General features: G+C 41.9%; 24 protein-coding genes. 5 read left to right on the forward strand and 19 right to left on the reverse strand.

Annotated elements, in window-relative coordinates; translation table 11 throughout:
* Nucleotides 1-52: 52 nt before the first annotated feature.
* Entirely contained in the window at nucleotides 53-1,087 is a 1,035-nt protein-coding gene (locus tag E1160_RS10285; protein WP_155155070.1) for a methionine synthase, read from the reverse strand.
* 24 nt (nucleotides 1,088-1,111) lie between these two features.
* Nucleotides 1,112-2,089, reverse strand: a complete 978-nt coding sequence (locus E1160_RS10290; RefSeq protein ID WP_155155071.1) for a DUF1852 domain-containing protein — start codon at nucleotides 2,087-2,089, stop codon at nucleotides 1,112-1,114.
* A gap of 153 nt (nucleotides 2,090-2,242) precedes the next feature.
* Between E1160_RS10290 and E1160_RS10295 the strand changes: the two genes are divergently transcribed.
* Both E1160_RS10295 and E1160_RS10300 read left to right on the forward strand, forming a co-directional pair.
* On the forward strand, nucleotides 2,243-3,124 hold the full coding sequence (locus tag E1160_RS10295; RefSeq protein ID WP_155155072.1) for a LysR family transcriptional regulator: 882 nt from the start codon (nucleotides 2,243-2,245) through the stop codon (nucleotides 3,122-3,124).
* Between the two features lie 924 nt (nucleotides 3,125-4,048).
* The gene (locus E1160_RS10300; protein ID WP_155155073.1) at nucleotides 4,049-4,873 is read left to right on the forward strand and encodes an HNH endonuclease; all 825 of its coding nucleotides are present in this window, start codon (nucleotides 4,049-4,051) and stop codon (nucleotides 4,871-4,873) included.
* Between the two features lie 6 nt (nucleotides 4,874-4,879).
* Here the strand turns inward: E1160_RS10300 and E1160_RS10305 are convergent, their stop codons facing one another.
* Nucleotides 4,880-5,254, reverse strand: coding sequence for a hypothetical protein (locus E1160_RS10305; protein ID WP_155155074.1), 375 nt, complete (start codon nucleotides 5,252-5,254; stop codon nucleotides 4,880-4,882).
* Between the two features lie 214 nt (nucleotides 5,255-5,468).
* Here E1160_RS10305 and E1160_RS10310 point away from each other — a divergent pair, with 214 nt between their 5' ends.
* Nucleotides 5,469-5,843 carry a hypothetical protein gene (locus E1160_RS10310; RefSeq protein WP_155155075.1) on the forward strand — a complete coding sequence of 125 codons (375 nt, stop codon included), beginning with the start codon at nucleotides 5,469-5,471 and terminating at the stop codon, nucleotides 5,841-5,843.
* 109 nt (nucleotides 5,844-5,952) lie between these two features.
* Here E1160_RS10310 and E1160_RS10315 read toward each other — a convergent pair whose 3' ends face one another.
* The 12 genes from E1160_RS10315 to E1160_RS10370 all read right to left on the reverse strand — a co-directional run bounded on the left by E1160_RS10315 (nucleotide 5,953) and on the right by E1160_RS10370 (nucleotide 14,183).
* Nucleotides 5,953-6,414, reverse strand: a complete 462-nt coding sequence (locus tag E1160_RS10315) for a hypothetical protein (RefSeq protein WP_155155076.1) — start codon at nucleotides 6,412-6,414, stop codon at nucleotides 5,953-5,955.
* Nucleotides 6,415-6,429: 15 nt separating this feature from the next.
* Nucleotides 6,430-6,807: a 3TM-type holin gene (locus tag E1160_RS10320; RefSeq protein ID WP_155155077.1), complete on the reverse strand. Its 378-nt coding sequence runs from the start codon at nucleotides 6,805-6,807 to the stop codon at nucleotides 6,430-6,432.
* Nucleotides 6,808-6,816: 9 nt separating this feature from the next.
* Nucleotides 6,817-7,254: a cell wall hydrolase gene (locus E1160_RS10325; RefSeq protein WP_155155078.1), complete on the reverse strand. Its 438-nt coding sequence runs from the start codon at nucleotides 7,252-7,254 to the stop codon at nucleotides 6,817-6,819.
* Entirely contained in the window at nucleotides 7,251-7,511 is a 261-nt protein-coding gene (locus E1160_RS10330; protein WP_155155079.1) for a hypothetical protein, read from the reverse strand. The genes E1160_RS10325 and E1160_RS10330 overlap by 4 nt, the downstream gene beginning before the upstream one ends.
* Before the next feature lie 37 nt (nucleotides 7,512-7,548).
* On the reverse strand, nucleotides 7,549-7,902 hold the full coding sequence (locus E1160_RS10335; protein ID WP_155155080.1) for a hypothetical protein: 354 nt from the start codon (nucleotides 7,900-7,902) through the stop codon (nucleotides 7,549-7,551).
* Nucleotides 7,899-8,303 (reverse strand): hypothetical protein, encoded by a 405-nt coding sequence (locus E1160_RS10340; protein ID WP_155155081.1) that lies wholly within the window; start codon nucleotides 8,301-8,303, stop codon nucleotides 7,899-7,901. Before E1160_RS10340 ends, E1160_RS10335 begins: the two co-directional genes overlap by 4 nt.
* Nucleotides 8,300-8,662, reverse strand: coding sequence for a hypothetical protein (locus E1160_RS10345; RefSeq protein WP_155155082.1), 363 nt, complete (start codon nucleotides 8,660-8,662; stop codon nucleotides 8,300-8,302). The genes E1160_RS10340 and E1160_RS10345 overlap by 4 nt, the downstream gene beginning before the upstream one ends.
* Nucleotides 8,659-9,042, reverse strand: coding sequence for a hypothetical protein (locus tag E1160_RS10350; RefSeq protein WP_155155083.1), 384 nt, complete (start codon nucleotides 9,040-9,042; stop codon nucleotides 8,659-8,661). Before E1160_RS10350 ends, E1160_RS10345 begins: the two co-directional genes overlap by 4 nt.
* Before the next feature lie 382 nt (nucleotides 9,043-9,424).
* Nucleotides 9,425-10,189 carry a hypothetical protein gene (locus tag E1160_RS10355; RefSeq protein ID WP_155155084.1) on the reverse strand — a complete coding sequence of 255 codons (765 nt, stop codon included), beginning with the start codon at nucleotides 10,187-10,189 and terminating at the stop codon, nucleotides 9,425-9,427.
* A 3-nt stretch (nucleotides 10,190-10,192) separates the two neighbouring features.
* On the reverse strand, nucleotides 10,193-12,358 hold the full coding sequence (locus tag E1160_RS10360; RefSeq protein ID WP_155155085.1) for a hypothetical protein: 2,166 nt from the start codon (nucleotides 12,356-12,358) through the stop codon (nucleotides 10,193-10,195).
* Between the two features lie 847 nt (nucleotides 12,359-13,205).
* Nucleotides 13,206-13,952 carry a phage regulatory protein/antirepressor Ant gene (locus tag E1160_RS10365; protein ID WP_155155086.1) on the reverse strand — a complete coding sequence of 249 codons (747 nt, stop codon included), beginning with the start codon at nucleotides 13,950-13,952 and terminating at the stop codon, nucleotides 13,206-13,208.
* A 66-nt stretch (nucleotides 13,953-14,018) separates the two neighbouring features.
* Nucleotides 14,019-14,183, reverse strand: coding sequence for a hypothetical protein (locus tag E1160_RS10370; protein WP_155155087.1), 165 nt, complete (start codon nucleotides 14,181-14,183; stop codon nucleotides 14,019-14,021).
* 72 nt (nucleotides 14,184-14,255) lie between these two features.
* Here E1160_RS10370 and E1160_RS10375 point away from each other — a divergent pair, with 72 nt between their 5' ends.
* Together E1160_RS10375 and E1160_RS10380 are read left to right on the forward strand one after the other, a co-directional pair.
* Complete coding sequence (locus tag E1160_RS10375; protein WP_155155088.1) at nucleotides 14,256-14,645, forward strand: hypothetical protein; 390 nt, start codon at nucleotides 14,256-14,258, stop codon at nucleotides 14,643-14,645.
* 435 nt (nucleotides 14,646-15,080) lie between these two features.
* On the forward strand, nucleotides 15,081-15,275 hold the full coding sequence (locus E1160_RS10380) for a hypothetical protein (protein WP_155155089.1): 195 nt from the start codon (nucleotides 15,081-15,083) through the stop codon (nucleotides 15,273-15,275).
* Here the strand turns inward: E1160_RS10380 and E1160_RS10385 are convergent.
* The 4 genes from E1160_RS10385 to E1160_RS10400 are packed head-to-tail and all read right to left on the reverse strand — an operon-like array spanning nucleotide 15,272 to nucleotide 19,118.
* Nucleotides 15,272-16,801 (reverse strand): hypothetical protein, encoded by a 1,530-nt coding sequence (locus E1160_RS10385; protein WP_155155090.1) that lies wholly within the window; start codon nucleotides 16,799-16,801, stop codon nucleotides 15,272-15,274. The two genes, E1160_RS10380 and E1160_RS10385, sit on opposite strands and share 4 nt — an antisense overlap.
* 1 nt (nucleotide 16,802) lies before the next feature.
* Nucleotides 16,803-17,411, reverse strand: a complete 609-nt coding sequence (locus E1160_RS10390; protein ID WP_155155091.1) for a hypothetical protein — start codon at nucleotides 17,409-17,411, stop codon at nucleotides 16,803-16,805.
* Entirely contained in the window at nucleotides 17,408-17,731 is a 324-nt protein-coding gene (locus E1160_RS10395) for a hypothetical protein (protein ID WP_155155092.1), read from the reverse strand. Before E1160_RS10395 ends, E1160_RS10390 begins: the two co-directional genes overlap by 4 nt.
* Nucleotides 17,721-19,118 carry a hypothetical protein gene (locus E1160_RS10400; RefSeq protein ID WP_155155093.1) on the reverse strand — a complete coding sequence of 466 codons (1,398 nt, stop codon included), beginning with the start codon at nucleotides 19,116-19,118 and terminating at the stop codon, nucleotides 17,721-17,723. The genes E1160_RS10395 and E1160_RS10400 overlap by 11 nt, the downstream gene beginning before the upstream one ends.
* Nucleotides 19,119-19,122 lie beyond the last annotated feature (4 nt).

The following is a 19,122-nucleotide window of genomic DNA, read 5'->3' on the forward strand; positions in this document are numbered from 1 at the left end:
TCAAATACTAATTTGGTGTCTCTTCGAATATCTGGATAAACTGAGATCCACATTACATATTCCCGCCCAACTCTTTTCGAACGATTTCTGCGCCTGCACTTAACGCATGAAGCTTTCCTCTTGCAATCTCACGAGACAAAGGAGCCATGCCACAATTTGTACAAGGATATAACTTATCTGCGTCAACATATTTCAAGGCTTCTCGTAATGTATTCGCTACCTCTTCCGGTTTTTCAATAGCGTTTGTAGCGACATCAATAGCCCCAACCAAAACTTTCTTACCTCGAATAAGCTCAAGAAGTTCAATTGGGACACGTGAGTTATGACATTCTAGTGAAATCATATCGATGTTAGACTTTTGAAGTTTTGGAAAAACTTCTTCATATTGTCGCCACTCTGACCCTAATGTCTTTTTCCAATCTGTGTTTGCCTTGATACCATATCCATAACAAATATGAACGACAGTCTCACACTTCAAACCCTCAATGGCACGTTCTAATGTGGCGATACCCCAGTTATTCACATCCTCAAAAAACACATTGAAAGCTGGTTCATCAAACTGAATGATATCCACGCCCGCAGCCTCTAATTCTTTTGCTTCCTGATTGAGGATAGATGCAAATTCCCACGCAAGCTTTTCACGACTTTTATAATGATCATCATAAAGAGTATCGATCATGGTCATAGGTCCAGGTAGCGCCCATTTTATAGGCTTATCTGTCTGCTGCCTTAAAAACTTCGCATCTTGGACAAATACAGGTTTTGAACGACTTACTGGACCCGTAACAGTTGGTACACTCGCATCATAACGATCACGAATTCTCACTGTTTGGCGGTTTTCAAAATCAACACCATTTAGATGTTCGATAAAGGTAGTCACAAAATGCTGACGAGTTTGTTCTCCATCACTCACGATATCAATACCTGCGAGATGTTGTTCTTGAAGCGAGACACGCAAAGCATCTCTTTTTCCATCTGCCAGTTCTTGATCATCAAGTTTCCACGGAGACCACAGTGTCTCTGGTTCCGCAAGCCAAGATGGCTTCGGCAAACTACCAGCAGTAGATGTAGGTAATAACGTTTTCATAACAATGACTTTTCTTATATTTGTTTATAGAGTGTAACTTGCAGACCATTGTTCTAAAACAGTCTGATACGGCTTAATAAAATGTTCTTCAGCAAACTTTCCTTGCTCTTTTGCCAACTGGCTGCGCTCTCCCCGATCATAGACAATCTGGGTTAACGAGTGATCCCGATTCTTTAAACTTGGTTGGTAGCATTTTCCGGCAACTGCATTCGCATTATATATCTCAGGGCGATATATCTTCTGAAATGTTTCCATAGTACTGATTGTACTAATGAGTTCCAAATTACTGTAATCATTCAATAAATCTCCAAAGAAATAGAATGCAAATGGAGCAACACTATTGGGCGGCATGAAATAGCGAACCTGCATCCCCATTTTTTTGAAATAATGCTCTGTTAGAGATGACTCATTAGGTAAATATTCAAAACCTATTACAGGATGATAATTTTCCGTTCGGTGATAGGTTTTATTGTCAGAAACACTCAGGCATATCACAGGCGTTTTTTTAAATGCCTCTCTATAAGCATTTGAATTGACGAAATATTTGAAGAGATTTCCATGAAGTTCCCCAAAATCATCAGGGACGCTAAATTTTGGTTTCTCTTTGTTATGGTCTAACAAAAGAATACTAAAGTCATAATCACGTACATAAGAGGAAAAGTTATTGCCAACAATACCTTCAATTCGCTCATTTGTTTTATGATCAAGAATATCCGTTTTTAAAACCTCAATTGTGGGAAAGGCATTACCACTGCCCTCAACATCCATGTCGACGGATATAATTTCAAGCGCTACAGAATACCGATCTCCATTCGGATTATCCCAATGGGCCATGGCATTGAAACGATTATCAATCATGCGTAAGGCGTTGCGTAAGTTATCTTGACGACTTTCACCTCTCGCTAAGTTAGCAAAGTTAGTTGTAATACGAGTGTTTTCAGATGGTTGATAATTCTCATCGAAGACAATCTTTTTAATTGTAAAGGTAAAATCCTTGTTCATAGCGACCTACTACAAATATCCCAAAGTTAATAGTTAGACAGAACTCTTTTGTCTGAATACAAATCCTGAGAAAAATGAGTAATAGATGTTGTTAATGAATAAAAATGATAATAATTAATAAATACATTATTTTTATTCATAAGTGAGCATAATATGCTTGAACGAACACATTTAAACATTCTACGCGAATTAGACCGATGCGGCACGCTAACAGAAACCGCAGACAAACTATGTTTAACTCAATCGGCTTTAAGCCATACTATTAAGAAACTAGAGTTGCAAATCGGCACGCCAGTTTGGACAAAAGAAGGTCGGCAATTAATGCTAACGCCTGTAGGTCAATATCTCTTAAATATGGCAAATCGTATATTGCCTCAGTTTGAGCATGCAGAAAATTTAATGCGGCAATTTGCAGATGGTCAACGTGGTACCTTAAGGATTGGGATGGAATGCCATCCTTGTTATCGTTGGTTATTAACAGTTGTTTCTCCATACCTTTCTGATTGGCCTGACGTTGATGTAGATGTGAAACAAGCCTTTCAATTCGGCGGTATGGCTGCTTTATTTGGCTACGACATAGATGTTCTCATTACACCTGATCCTCTTTTTCAAGCAGGTGTTACTTTCACACCCGTATTTGATTATGAGCAAGTTTTAGTAGTTTCAGCTAAACATCGACTTGCCAAGAATGAGTACATTGAAGCTCAAGATTTGATTGATCAAATCCTAATCACCTACCCTGTAGAAGCGGATCGATTAGACATTTTTAATTCGTTTCTATTGCCTGCAAATTGCCGTCCGAAACAACACAAAACACTTGAAGCTACCGATATCATTATGGAAATGATTGCGGCTCAACGTGGGGTCGGAGCATTCCCATATTGGCTAGTTGAACAATATTCCCAGAAAATTGATATAGTGCCTATTAGATTAGGCGAAACAGGCATTCATAAAAAAATCCATCTCGGCATCCGTGAAAATGATATGGATGTAGATTATATCAAAGGTTTCATTAAAATGGCACAATCAAGCTGAAACGATACAAACGGTATCAAAAAATTTCCTATCATTGCATCGCTAATAGATAATGTATCTTTATGCTGAAGTAATTATCTAGGAAACATTTTATGAGAAAATATCAAGAGAATAAATGGTGCTCGGAGGCAGATTTGAACTGCCGACACGCGGATTTTCAATCCCTGTCTTTTTCTTTATAATCAACGCTCTGTAGACAGGTTACCACCTTTGTTCACGGTTAATGATATCAATGAGTTAGCTAAGTGGTGTCTACAAAAATGATAGATAAAGCTCACTGATAACCTAATCGGCAACTAGCAAGGGCATGAGGAATGAAAGTAAATAAAAACTGCAGAGTATTGCCTCTATAAATAGAAAACTGACTCACAAATCAAAACGTAATTTGGTAAATTTTACTGCGCAATCCGTTATGTTTCTTATTGGTGTAGCAATTTTATTTCACATTAATCCTACCCAAGTAACCATCAATGATGAGATCTCTTGGGGATGGTCACTTGCTGCAACCTTCGCATGGGCAGCGGTTATATGGTTATCAATGTCTCTTTTAATATCTTTATTTAAACGTTTCAGAGCTTAATTTTAAAGATATTCGCTTACGACGAATTCTTTGGGTCATGATGTTCATCCTCATCATCAGATGAACCTGCCATTTTCGAAAACTCGGTAAATGGATTCTTATGCAGTATCGCGTAAATAAACGCGAATGGGATACCAACAACGACTAAAATCAAAAAATAAAACGCTTCCAAAGAGCCTTCCCCATCGTTCTAAGTTTGGAATACATAAAGCATAAATGCCGTCTTCTAAAACACAAGATAATCTTAGCGTATAGATTTTAATTCAAATCCATACATTACTTGTTGGACACACCATAAAATTGATTTAGTTTCATAAAAACAACAAACAAAGAAGATTGGCCAAATGAATTTCATCCCAGGAAAACAATATAGAAGAAAAGAGATCCACAACGAGTTTGGAGGATCACGACAAGGCGGCATAGCAAACTGTGCGGCCCATCCTTTCATCTTCATCTTTACAGGTAAATCTGGCTCTGAGTTTGGGTACGATGACCACTGGGATGATGATGGCCAATTTATCTACTGCGGGGAAGGTCAAACAGGTGACATGAAATTCCAACGTGGTAATCTTGCTATTCGTGATCATGCGCAACTAGGTAAAGATATTCACGTCTTCGAAACTCTCGGGAAAAGTAAGCCTGTTAGATATGTTGGTCAATTTGCCTGCACTGGATGGCACGAAGACACGATACCTGACAAAAACAAAAATATGCGAAAAGGCCTCTTCTTTCACTTAATCCCAGTGAATGACTTAGTAGATACAGATGAAAGTGCAGTAGAAGAGATATCTCAATCACTCATCACAACAAAAGATCTTAATGAGTTGAGAGATCTTGCAATCAGTAATGATGCTCAACCTGGTGCCTATAAATCTGTAGAAGGGCGAAAGAAGATTTATCTTCGCAGTGGCGCAGTTAAAGCCTATGTGCTGGCTCGAGCTCAAGGTAAATGTGAAGGATGTGGAGAAGATGCCCCATTCACCAATAAGAAGGGTGTTCCTTATCTTGAGCCACATCACACAAGGCGTCTCTCCGATGGTGGTCCAGACGATCCACGTTGGGTCGCTGCTTTGTGCCCTAACTGTCATAAGGAAGTGCACTACGGGAAGGATGGAGCAAACTACAATGCTTCGATAATAGAGAAATTATCTCAATTGGAAGCTGGCTAATCCCCGCTACTCTGCTGCAGAACGAAAACTAGATATCTCTTCCTCCAATGCCCGAATATCGACAAGAATATCGGACAATGAGTTAAACGTACTCACCCTCTTCTCATGCGCCATATAGCAATACGAAGTGATATATGGCCAGAAATGAGGATCGGATCTTTTTTGTAGTCCTGAATACAATATGATCAGAAGCTGAAGATAGTCTTGAGTATCATCTGTTTCATATCTCACAGATACCCTGGAAGCGCCTTGAGCTGTCCATACATCACTTACACATCTTATAGCTTTGCAGTTTAGCTTATCCGCCTGTTCTGCTAGCCAAGAATTAAACAAGTGATCTTCAAAATCTATAGGATATGTATTCACTAAAGTGCTTGTCATTACGCGCTCCTCTTTGGAGAAACGTTATAACCTAACGAGAACATTTAGGATACAAGTACATATTCCTGTGATGGGAAAGTAAGCAGTTGTAAGATTTTATTTTTACAATTTTTCGGAAATTTTCTTTTTTGATTGCCTTCTCTCTATTTTAGTTTTTTTTAAAGCGATTCCATGCAATAAACCATCACTTCAAATTATTTTTTTAGGGGAAATCATGAAATACCTTTTATCCATTTTTCTAATTGCTGGATTAGCGGCTTGTCAGAAAACCACAGGCTCTATGTCTGATTATGATATTTCGCAAGAAACACTCATGGCGGCTTATGATAGTGATTTTTCAAGAAAAGAAGATAGAATTGGCTGGTCACAAGATGTTCAACTTGCTTGGTCACGAGGCGCATTAGCTAAAGCTTGTGGGCTAGAGTTTGATAAAGATTCGTATTTAAGCAAGTTGGAAAAAGAATTTCCCGAAATAGATCGTTTTACTCATGAATATAACGGTGTAGAATTTTATGCTAATTACTTCAAAAAATATGCTGCAGGTTTTTGCACAAAAGAACGTATGGATGAAGCTCAAACATATTTATAAACAATTTATGGGAGCTTAACGGCTCCCATTTTTCTTTATACTCTCAACAAGCCCACCACCAAAATAGAAACTCACAATAGACTAAATTACATAATTCTAAAATGGGAAATTAGTCTTGAGACTCGCTTAGCTCCTGTTCTAGAGCTGTGATTTGTTTTTGAAACAGTAAATTGGTAGGTACATGAGAAAATACCCAATCCATAGTCAAGAATGCAAATCCTAGAAACACAGAAAATATAATGTATCTAATATAATTCATGAACTCTTGCACTCTAGGATAGGAATCATAAAGGCATATTGAAGATGTTATAAAAGCTGCTATAGGAGCCGAATAAATCAGTAATAGTGAGCCCTCTAGCCATTTGTTGTAAACTATGAGTAAATTGTGCTCTTTACCCACAGCAGGCACATTGGTCAAAATAGCAATTAGAACCGCTCCTGCTCCTAACACAATATAACCGCAAACCCTGAATATTTCCGCAGAATTGTTTTGTTTTTTAGTAGTCTCATCTGCTGTATCAGTGACACTCTTTGGCGACCATCTCTTGACGGAATAGGTGCGTCTCTTCACTAGCCAATCCTTCCCCTATTTTTTCCACAGGCTGATACCTTTCTCAGCCCCACGGCTGACAATATAACCACCGACACCGATCTTTAGCAATTCCCAAAGGTGGTCTGGCATAACCGCAGAAGCGACACCAAAAACAGGAGCAATTACATAGTTGTGAGCAACGATATATCCAAACAACACCATCAACATAGGTCGCCAGTTTCGTTGTAACCAACTTTCACCTTTTGCCTCAGCGATCACAACAGAAGCTGCGGCTTTCTCAATTTCTGCGGCATGAGATAAAAGTGCGGTTTCAAGTTCAACCTTAACCTTGTCTCTCTCCACTTGATCAGGCAACACCCGATCCAGAACACTACCAATTAAAGGTGTTAATGCTGAAAGTAATGGGATCATAACAATCTCCTACTCTATATCATTGTAAAAAAGATGATGTCCAATATGAGCAACGGGGAACTTACCCTTTGCCCAATCAGGCGAAATAGATTTTGTGTGGTAATGTTTGGAGCCTTCTACCAGATCAATTATATCTTCAAAGCAACAACGATAAGCAATATCAAAGGCAGCTTTAAAATGCTGATCGCTTAAATCGATTGCTAGAAGCTTTGGAAGATTTGGATCGTTCTTATTCCAACAAGAAAATTGCCACGGATCACGACAAACAGCCTCAACGGTATCATCTACAATGTCGTCATTCTCATCACGTGACCACCACTTAGGGTCACGCCAACGATTGAGAATAACACACGCTACAGCCATCATACCATCCGGTCCCTCACCCCGTGCCTCTGCCCAAATAGTACGGGCTAGGGTTTCAACATCTATCAGCCGTATAGTTTTCATTGCCGATCTCCTTCATTTAACTTGTCTTCAATCCGCAATAAATGACCCGTGATGCGGTTCTCTACATCTTTAAGGTAAGAAATGCTCACATAGTCTTTTGCGACTTCCAGCTTGAAATCTGTTAATGCCTTATGGCTTTCATCCAAGCTGACTTTTTGATTCCACAACATCCAGAAAAGCCCTACGATTACAGGTATCTCAACAACCGTGATCCACCACCCCAATTCCACTGGTGCATTCTCCATAATAAATTCCATCTCTCTCGCCTCACCCCCCGTAGTTGGTGAAAGCCAATCAGTTATTGATCAAGTAATCCGCAGTAAGGATTTCTAATGCCTCTGGTGTTTCAGCGGCTTCAATACGTGGATCGGCAGGGAGGTCACGAAGCTTGTCACGCATCGCAATGGCAGCGGCCTTTTTAGGCGCATCATCCTCAAGCAAAGCATCGTCTTTTGCGATGTCGTTTGCTTTGAATAGCGCTTCTCGATCAGCACGAATTTGATCTCGCTTAATGTCGCGAGCCTTCACCATATCAACGGTGATTACGTCGCCTTCAAGCTGCCATGCTTCGCGGAAAACTTTAGTGTTTGGCTTTGGAATACTTGCATCCAGTAATTGACCTGATACTTGAATGTAGGATTTTGTCATGCTGCTAAACTCCATGCATTTCTATAATTTCGATTAGTGGGAATTTGATCCCGTTTACAGATTTTGAATTTTGGGCGATTGCCTGTGTTATCCATCCAGACATGCGGCGGGATATCTTTTTGGATCAGATACTCAACAGCCTGTTCTTCCGTCATTGCCGGGATAACTTCCTCATGTAATATGTGACCATTGGTCACTTTCCCATCCACGATCTCTAACTGCTGATATACCTCAACGGGAGGGAGAATATCTCCGGCAATAGCACAAGCCATCCAATTTGGATCTGGATGCATAACTGCTACTGGTTCATCCATGTCATGCTCAAACACCACCGCATATTGTGACTGATAGGGTTCAAGGTGAGACTTAGCCCATAACAAGCGTTCAAAGAGACTTGTCATGCTAAGTCTCCCATCACAATTGAATTAAGCTGCTCAAAATCTCGTAAAACCCCAGATAGAGCCACCGACACAGTTCTATAGCTACTGACTGTACTGGTTTTTGTGGAGGATACATTTGCATCGGTTGAATCCGATCCGATATCAGAACGGTGCCCGTTTGCAATAGTAGTAAAATTAGCCGCAGCCATTGGCGATGTAAGGTTGTAACTGTATGTACCCGTTCCATTATCCACGACGCTTGAGATATTAAGGCTGCCTCGCAGAGCAATCGTACCTGTACCGTTAAGATTAGCCCAAGCCTTTACACGTTCTGGCTCAATCGCACGACCATTTACGTTCGTTGTTATTAAATCACTCATTGCGCTAAATCTCCAAGAAATAGAAGCTGGTCGGTGGGAGTATCAGAAATGACATTTGTGTCACTTTCTCTGCGAGTAAATCTTAAACTTGTAGTTAGCTTAGATAGGTTAGTCCCCGAAGCGATGGCACCGTTACTATTCGATAAACCTGTGTAATTAAAAATGTACTCATCGGCAGCAAAAGCATTTGTGAAATTAGTCGTGTAATCACCTGTGCCATTATCGACCAAGCTGGAAATATTCAGGCTATTAAGTAGAGCGATAGTGCCTGTGCCATTGAGATTAGCCCAAGCCTTGGCAGAACCATCAATCACATAATCCGCACCGACACCCTTTGACCCGTCTCGCTTGGAGATTTTATCTACTTTGATTTCACTCATGCTAGTCCCCCATAGATAGAGATTCCGATCAACCCGACATCAGTCTGCGACCCTCCATGGTTCCATACTGCTACCGGAAAAGAACTTGCGGTATGCGCGGATTGAGAACTGCTACGCGAAAGAAAGGTGGCTACATTAGACTCTCCCGCCGCAGCACCCGCATAACCAGAAACCCCATAGCTTGCAGAGTCGAAAGAGTTTGTAAGGTTGAGAACACCTAGCCCTGTTCCGCTATCCACGAACGAGGAAATATTCAAACTCCCATTAACAACGGCAGTCCCTGTAATATCGAAATTAGCCCAAGCCTTAGCCGCACTCTGCTTCGTCAAATCGACAGGTGAGCCATCGGGTTTTTCGATTGTGTCTGTTATTACTTTTGCTGTCATCCGACCACACTCACACTTGATCCCTCAGGAACGGTTAAAACATTTTCGACTTTCAAAGTGTTAAAGACCCCTACATGCTGAGGTTTGTAGACATCTACCTCGGCGCCTATTGCTTGAATAACAACAGGATCACCATTAAAGGTTTCTGAAATCTGAATTGTGGAAGTGGTGGCATTGATTACATAATAATCTTTGGCTGTTATACCTGTTGGCAAGGTTGTCGCTTTCACCCTTAAAACATCACCGTTGTTGTATTTGTTGTTTGTTCCAATGCCTAAAGTATTGTCGATATCATCAACAGTGATATCCTCAACCAAATCCTTCAAAACAGTGTGGTTGCCCTGTAAACTTCCACCACTTACAAGCAACTTAGATTCTTCGGTTAAATATGATTCACTGCCAAAGCTGATATTGGGGTCTAACTTCGCTTGAGTAATAGCCCCATCTTTAATGTTTTCAGTATCGATATCTGTTAGTAGGTCTGAGCTTTCATTACTGTAAGGATCAGTTGACCATACATCTAAGTCTTCAGCAGTCTTAAGAATAACTTTATAGTCACCACTCTCTAGCCAGATAGAGCCGAAAAGCCCATTGGCATCAGCGATAACCGGATGAGTGTTGGCAATTTTTAAGTCTTTCTCTGTGAAGGTGTTTTTTGGTGTGCTGGTCCCTGTTTTGTAGAAATATAATTTAGCACCAGCAATGGGCGCACCCGTAGCGTCTAGCGCCCTAAAATAAGGCGCATCAAACCGTAATGGCATAGTTTACTCCTGTTCTTGTGAGGATTGATAAGCGCCCATTGTTGAAGCATCCAGTAGTGGGATATTTTTAAGGCGCTCTATAACTTTTTCTGGGGAGATGGCTTCACGAGCCGCATATTCCCCTTGCTTCATTCGATAATGTCCGGCGGCGCGATCAAGACCGTCACCAACTAAAGGAGCAAATCTAAGGACAGAACTTGTTAACAAACCACTTTCACGCAAAAACCGGATCATAAAGTTTGCTGAGTTAGAATTATTCAATGCTGTCTTTGGTGGAATTGTCTTATTAACAGTCATAGCAAAGCGGTGGATATGTTGACGCTCTTGCTTGGAAAATAATTCCTGAAAAAGTGAAGAGCCTTCTTTACTATCTTTGAATAGGTTAAAAGCATTCCTTCGAATAGCTGCAGCATTGGTTTCTGTGTGACGCGGATTAAAGGCTTTGAGTAGAAAGGCATCTTTCATCAGCTTGATTTGATCTGAATCTTCACCAAATACAGATTTGAACCTTTTCACCATACCTACCTGTTCAGCGCGACTTGTAAGCGTTCCCGTCCCTAATAACATATTCACAACTTGCTCTGGTGTCGCGTTGTTTTCATTCAGGATTTGGACAGCTAAACGGCCTGTCTTGTCATTGCCAATTCGTTGAAATAGCCGCCCATATTCCGCCCGTAATTCACGAGCAAACTTCAACTGTTTAATTGCTTCAAGATCACCTGAAAAAAGCCCTTTCTCAACAGCTTCATCTACCCAATCATCCAGAACGGATTTCATCCGAGATAAGGCCGCTTTTTCTGTTTGCGTGGTATTGCCACCCATGGAGCTATTGATACTACGACGGAAGAACTCAAGCTCTCGTAAATTTTTAGTTTGGACAGTATCCAAGCCACCAACAACCGAGGCCTTATTTCCACCACCCACAACACCCTGAACTGAACTTGATTTAAACTTTGCAGCTCTTTTCAGCACACCTTGCAAAACATTAGCTTCATCAAGGTCAATCGCCATATCTTCGACAACACTGTTAAGACGCTTATGAAGCTCGTCCGTATCTCTTAAAGAAACTTCAACGGCCTGATCGTCAACGGCGTCATATGCTTTACCAACTTGGGCCTTTACAGACTGTTCAGCTTCTATAAAATTCTTCTGTAATTGCTCACCTATACCTCGGCTTCCATCCGCAGGGCTTCCCGCACCTATCTGATCACGAATACCTTGAGCCGCATCATCAATGGCAGCGTCCTGTCTTTGGCTGAACTCTTCCATGACATTTTGCGCCCCCTCTCCACGGTGGCCTTGACGCAAAGCTTCTTCTTTCTGCAATTGGGCAATACGTCCCTGACCTTCCGGCATGGCCTGACCGCGAGTTAACGGGATTTGGTCAATAGGGTCATCCGCCATACTTTCAACAACAGTTTCGCCACCTTCTAGGGCTGTGGATTTTGCAACCTCACTGCCCGGCAAACTCTCACGAGCCACATTAAAGGCTTTCTTTCCTGCCTTAATCATCGGAGGTAACAGCGCCTCAGTCGTTGCACCAATAAGCCCATCCTCACCAACCTTCCCAAGGTCCATTTCTTCTTTAATGCCCGTCCCTGTCAGTATGGCTTGTTGTCCAGCAGATACCGCAGCATCACCGCCGCCAGCAACCATCATTCTTGTAAGCGCATTTGCACCCTTGAATAGCTTGGGCAGCTTGGTTGCTGGGATGAGGAATTGTCCTGCCTGAGAAACGATATCCCCAACATCACGACCAGAAAACCCCGGCTTATTGACATAGGCACTTGTTGAATTTCCGTTTTCATCCGTCCATGTCAAAATAGGATTGTCGTACTTATCTACTGATAGTTCAGGATCGCCAAAATTCCACCAGCCATCAGAATAAATCTTGGCTTTCTCCATTGGGTCGGTAGTAAGTTCAACGCGCGGATCCGGAAATAGATTTGTTAATCCTGCATCAGAAGCAATACCTAAATCAGTGTCGCCAAGCTCAGGCATATCAGGGAACTCAATGCCACCATCATCCTCTGCTGTTTTTGTAGTTCCTTTGATGAATGCAGAGCCTAGACGTGCATTATCACGCATAACAGCTCCATCAGGCAAAGCAGGTAAATCGCCATTACCTTTAATCTTCGCCCCATTTGGAAGTGGCGGTAAATTATCCATCTATCTCTCCAACAAAAAAGGAGGCCGAAGCCTCCTTGTTAATTCATAGCAGCATCATAGTCTGCAACACTTAGTATATATATCGGTCTCACATTGACCTTAGCCACATTACTTTGAACCGTTTAGTAATAACTTAATCGGACCTATCGCAAACCTATGTAGAATGCAAAACAAGCGCACAACAAACATACAACTCGCTGAAACAGAATCCACTTCTCTATTTGCTCAGGGCTTTTATCTTCGTAAAACCCCCTATAAATAAAGTTCGTTCGCAAGCAAACGCGATGCCAAGCCCAAGCAAATTTATTCAAGGTTAGCAGTAAGAAAAATGCCCCCGCAAAGAAGGGTATAAATAAAATGAGAATTAAGAATGGCATTAATACATATTCTAACATAACGCCTTTAATTCTATATATTTTCTGCAACAAAGAAAGGGGCAATTAAGCCCCTTCTATTTGCAACTCTCTCATTAAGTTTTTCAAACTATCCTTATTTCCCCTAACAAACTCAGCGTTCACCATATCGAATATCTCCACAGTTCTCGGCCCATGCTCGGACGGGTCCCTGCGAAGCCAAGCTTGATACTCGGCTTCTCTGGATTTGGTGAACATACCTAAGCCGTTTCTATCTCGAGTATTTTAAATATACCGTGAATACGTTTACGGGCTTTGGGCTTTATCGTTACCTTTCTGCCTTCCATCCTATTACGTATCTTATCAATACATTCTAGAAACAGCATTTGCTCTCTCGGCTTTAGTTGTTCCACAAACTCTGACACCTTCTGCTTTTCACTCGGTGTTAGAAGCTTTACCTTTTCAGCAAAGGCATGCTCATGTGGAGTCATGGGTTACGCAGCAGAATCAAGCTTTACGTGATCCGGCACTCGCTTCGCGAGCCATTCTAACCCTTTTGGCGTAATAAAAACCCGAGGTCGTGCCTTTCCATCAATAATGTCACTCTTTACCTCGAAGTAACCTTTTTGAATATAGTATATGCGGGCTACCAAGTTACCACCTTGATAAAAAAGAATTTCTTGCTTTAGCCACTGAATGAACTTATTTGGCTTGCAATTTAATGCACGACCACCCTGCTGCAAACCGTACAAACCTTCAGCATTTGCAAAACTTTCGTAAAAGTAAACCTTGTCACGGTCTTCGGCTACTTTTGCTTCTAACTCAATAACTTTCTCTGTTTGATCTGCTGCCAATCTTAGGGCGTCAGCTAAATTATCAGGAATTTCATAACCGCCGGTTCGAAGCTTATTTTCTATCTGATTGAATTGAGCGATGTAAGCTTCCTTAAACTTAGCAGCTTCTTTTCCTGTAAAGCCCATAACTAAGAAAATGAAACCGTCTTTGGTCATTTCATACATACGGTATGTCTGGCCATTTTGTTCATCTACATAAGGGGCCTGCTGAAAATTCAGCAGCCTAAATTCCTCACTACAGTCTAGCTTATCTATGGATTGCAGAACATTACGATGTTCTTTTTTAAAGTAAGCCGCCACATCACGAGAATTAGCTTTTACAACGCCATTTTTCTCATAAACACGTGGCTCAGGTTGACTTTTTGGTAAATTATTACTAGATTCCATATCAGAAATCCTTTCTATGACTTAGAAATTTCTACACAAACCCTCGGAAGTACCAGTTCCGGGGGTTTATTTATTTGAGGCTTGTGCCTCCAAGGCATGTAAGCCTTTTTCTATTACTCGACGGAATGTTTCGGATTCAGTCGGCAATTTCAGTACATATCGCAAATCATCAATTCGCTGGACAGTTTCTGGCGTTAGCGATAATACTTTACGTTCTGTTAACACTTTCATATCTACTCCTTTAATATATGATTAAGTGTTGTAACTATAGTATGCATACTTAAGTATGTCAATAGGTGTTTCATGGCTTTAGGTAAAGATACCCATCGCAAGGTTGTAAATTTGTCGAGCGATCTCTTGTCTCGAATAAATATTTATCAAGAAAAGAATAATATAGCTTCAGAAGGTGAAGCTTTCAGACAGCTAATCGAGCTGGGTTTGAATACTCAAGAGAGTAACGAGGACATATCCATGAGATGCCGCATAGCAAAAGATGAAGGTAAATCCTTTGGTTGGATAATCGCCAATATTCTCGACAATTTACCACAAGTTGTCGGATATGAAGTAACCTCCAAAGGTCTGACTGTTACTTTTTCAAACGCCGATGTTCTAGTAGGAAAAAAAGACTCTGACAAATGGCATCTTCACCTAGAAAGTGGCGGTGTTATGGAGATTTATTACATCCCATTTTAAGATAGCTCAATTTTGAGCTGACCACTCGCTCTATAGCTCCATCCATTAATCCACTGCTTCCAACGAATAATTCTATTTTCAAACAACACACTGATACTATCTGATCAATTCAGCAGTTCCAGCTTATAAAGGTTATATAAGCGTTATATAACCTTTAGGCTAAACCTTCTCCGTTGAATAAGCGCTTATTCAACGAAATAAAAATACACTTCTTTATAGCTACGTTAACCCCAAATCTTTCAGATAAGCCTTATCTGAAAAAAAGATTATTCCTTTTTCAAAATTGCGCAAGATACAGAAACTATGTAGCATAAAAACACCCGATGTAATGATTCCGGTTTGGTCTATAGTGCCATCCATTGACCTACCCTACATTCCTCACTACCTTAAGGTATGCGCTATTTACTATTACTCCTTTTCTTTGTGACTCCTGCCATGGCAGAAGAAGAGCCTATTTGGGTTCAGAAGGAGGCGATATGCGTTCATATCCATCCTGAATATCAGGAAGAATGGGGAGGAAAGATGGCTACCTTCCTTCCACCGTTCACCAAGCAAAACATTGATACCTTCAAATTTATCATTGAAACCAATGAAGGTTACTTAAGACATTGTAGAAATGACGCAACCTAATAGGTCTTATTGTTTCTGAAATCCTCTTTAGAAAAACTCCGCCCACCCTGCGGCCTTCCACCCACGCCACTTTGAGGCCTTAACTGTGGCATATCTGCAGTTTCCTTCGGCACCCACTCCCCATTTCTAACAACAATTTCTGTACCATCTGGCATAACTGCTATTGGTTCGTCTGCTGTTGGAGCTTGTGCTTGCTGCGTATGATAGGGAATACCATCTTTGTTTACACTTGGATTAGCGACAGCCATTACTTCCGGTTCAAGATCAAGAGGTGGCATTGAAATCATTTCATCGAACCAATCATCCTCGGCCCCCTCCAATGTACCATTCTGTCTCCTAAACTGGCGATAAAACTGAAACTTCCCTATATCTCTTTGAGCTAACTGTTTAGCGACTTTAATAAGGTATTTCTGTGCTTCTGGTGTATTCCCCAAAGTTGCTACTGTTTCCATGATGCGTTCAGCGTCTTTGTCGGTTTGGGGTCCTTTTTGCTGTGCAAGTTTTTCCAGAACCATGTTACCCATCAGGCCAGAGAATTGTTGGCTTTCAGTAAAGTTCTGAACCACGCTATCCGGATCAAGTCCAACCCATTGAGCAATATTACCAACAGCTTGCTTGAGGCCCATAGGCAAGGTTTCACCCGGCTTCAAACTATCGAGCACTTTTTCCGCGCCCTGAAGACTGTAGAGACTTGTTTGTGAAGATGTCGCTGTATCTCTAATCCCTTCGTAGTTACTTACCAGAGACTTGCTCCACTGCTTTTGTTCTTCTCCTACATCATGCGTGACGTTATTAACCGTAACACCGCGCCCCTTACTAACACCTGCGGCGACCTGATCATATCCCGCCTGAGTAATAAGGCCATTTTTTAAATCTTGGCCCGCTTTTGCTAATGTCGTCTGCGGCTTAGGCTGATCCATAGGCGGTACATAACCCTCTAACTCACGCGGCTCTCCATATTCGTTAAGTTGCACATAAACAACTTCGCCCGTATCAGGATCAACCATCTTTGTAGCTTTCCCGTACTTCTCAGGGTCCATCATGGAGTTGGCCATATTATTCATGGTTTCGAAGAGTTGAGGATTGTAACTCTCTGGCAGTTCCCCCATCGGAATACCAGATTGAGCGACAAGCTGTTTAAACCCTGCATATGCTTCCGCCTTCTGCTCTTCTGTATGATCTGGATTATCCATAAAAGCCATCATACTTTTTGTGATGCGGGAGACAGGCGCTGCGGTATCTTTATGCTTGTTCCACTTATCTTTCCAATCCGCTCTTTTCTTCTGGTTGTGCAATTCATTCATGCTATGACCAGCTTGCCCGTCTACCTTATATGCCGCATCAATAGCGCCTTGAGGGTCGGTTCTAAGTTGATTGTATAACGGGCTCAGAGCATTCCTGACTTCCGTATTTCGTGCCGTTTCTTTATTATCCATTTCAAGACGGTCATTCATCAAAGCATTACGTCTGTTGCTTATTCTGTTTCGATCATTTTTAGCTAGATCAACTTGAAGAAAATTGCTCATTCTATCCACCGTATGCGTAATGTAGATTATTGATGCCCTGCGTTAAGGCATTCGCCCTATTGGCGTATGATGTGCCGCGTGCGTTACCAGCTGTGATAGCGGCATTTCCGATATTGCCAGCCCCTGCGAAAGATAATGCATTTTGATTTTGCATTGATACATGGCCTAATCCAGCCATAGAGCGGAGGGAGTTTGTATGATTGTTATACTCGCCTGAAGCTTCACTACCTGCGTAATCAAGTATCCTTTTTGTTTGAGCCCCACTATTCAAGCGACCAATAGAAGACGCAGATTTATCTAAGGCATCAATACTTTTTCCGATACGATACTCAAAGCCCGGGGTTTCATAGAAATTTGCCATTGCAGTGGCAGCACGTTCCTCGCGTGTACCGGGAGCACCTTTGTAATCAAGACCACTCAAAGCTGAGAGATGGTTTAAGGCGTTATATCCGGCCTCTCTATATGGCTCGCTGTCTTTGCGTGCCAATTCCACTGCTTTATTCTGCGCATCAATTGCTGCGTTCGTTCCGCTCTGAATAGCGCTAGCTTGCTTTTTTGCGGCTTGGTAATTTAACAAACCACCTGCTGCTGCTGCCCAAAAATCACTCATGGCTGGTTCTCCAATAATCCTGCATTTCTCATATGTTGCTTAAGCTCATTCACGGAAGCCGTTAGAGCATTGATACTTGTGGCAAGCTTTTCGATATCAGTGCTATCTCCCTCTGCAACCTCAGTCGGCAAAGCATCGGCACTTGCAACAGCCATTTTCACCAATCCAGATTTGCTTGTCGTCGCGGCTTGCAACTCGGCAATTGCTTGATCCAATCCTTGCTTGGTCACTAACGTCAGAAACACAGCCCAAAACCATTTAGTGACATTAGGACCTAGAGCTTTAATCTCTTGTGGTGGTGGTGGAAAGTTAACGCTCACTGACACTCTCCTTGGTATCCATGGCAAGTATCACAACACGAACGGGGTCAGTTATCGTTACCTCATAGACGCGCTTCTTGAACATGCCTAGACGGGTCCATTTACATACCCAACCATACTCGCCTTGCTTACCCATAGAAGCCCAAACCTCATTAGACCATGTGGCTCCGTTGTTATCTGACCAACGCAACATAGCTTGCGGGTCTTCCCCCTGTCCGTTACCCGTACCGACGCCACTTTCCATTTCCAGTATTAGCTCCGATTGGGATACATTGGCGTTTTCTGCATGGATTATTGGGCTTGTGATAATACGGGGTATTTCGGTGCCATTTTCGGTATATTCATCTTGATCTAGAATATAGATGTTGCCGTTATAGGCATCCCCCATAACCACTTCGCGGAAAGCCCTTACAGCACCTGTAGCATCGCTTGCAACTGTTGATACCCGCCAATTTGGCAACCCATATGATAGACGCTCGTGCCATAATTGTGTTGCGAGATCATAGCACCATGTCGCCTCGGCAAAGGTAAGCACATAAAAGAGATGTCCGTTTTGTGAATAAGTAAAAGCAACTGCCTGCTCAGGATTTTTATAAGACTCAAACACTTCTTCAATGGCATGAGTAGAAATTCTTACGGGCTGTCGTCCTGTCGCCTGATACACCATAAAGTCAGAGCCTAGCCAGAAAACGCTACCATCAGCCTTGGCAACTGATTGACCTGCCAAGCACCCCTTCTCGATCACACCATCAGGGAAGCGCTCAAACGGGAAATTACTGTCACCAGTATTCCACCAAACCTCAATGGTCTTTTCCCCCATCAGCCAAACTTCACGATTACTTACAATCACACCAACCAGGTCGTCGGGATGACTTTCAGCTGTGGCATAATCCAAACCGTCATACTCTTTAAACTTTTGAAGTTTAGAGATGGCCCATCGACCTTGTTCACGGGTGTAAATGGCATATCCATCTAAATAAGCCAGAGAACGTGCCTTTACAAAATCCTCATCTGTAATTTCAGTGACAATACCGCCTTCAATGACATATCCTTTTTCGCCGGATCGAATCATTGTCTCGGCAAGGTTCTGAATAATATCAACCGTCCCCGTTCCGGGTATGTCACCAATCTTAATCACGGTCATATCAGCCGAGATTGAATACAACTCTTCGCCACTAACGGCAAAAAGAACATCATCCCACATATGCAGTCCGCGAATAGGTCCATCGCCAACTGTCTTAAATAACTTTAATCCGGGTGTGCCAATAAAGGCCATCTTGGCGTAAGCATTGGGTGGCTGAATTTCGGGATAGATATTCACAAGGCGTTGCGTAGCTATCGCTCTGGATCGAGTTTGATAGCTATCTGTGGAAGGCGGAAATCTCATATGC

The sequence above is a fragment of the Curvivirga aplysinae genome, from assembly GCF_009711445.1.
Taxonomy (GTDB): Bacteria; Pseudomonadota; Alphaproteobacteria; order UBA8366; family Aestuariispiraceae; genus Curvivirga; species Curvivirga aplysinae.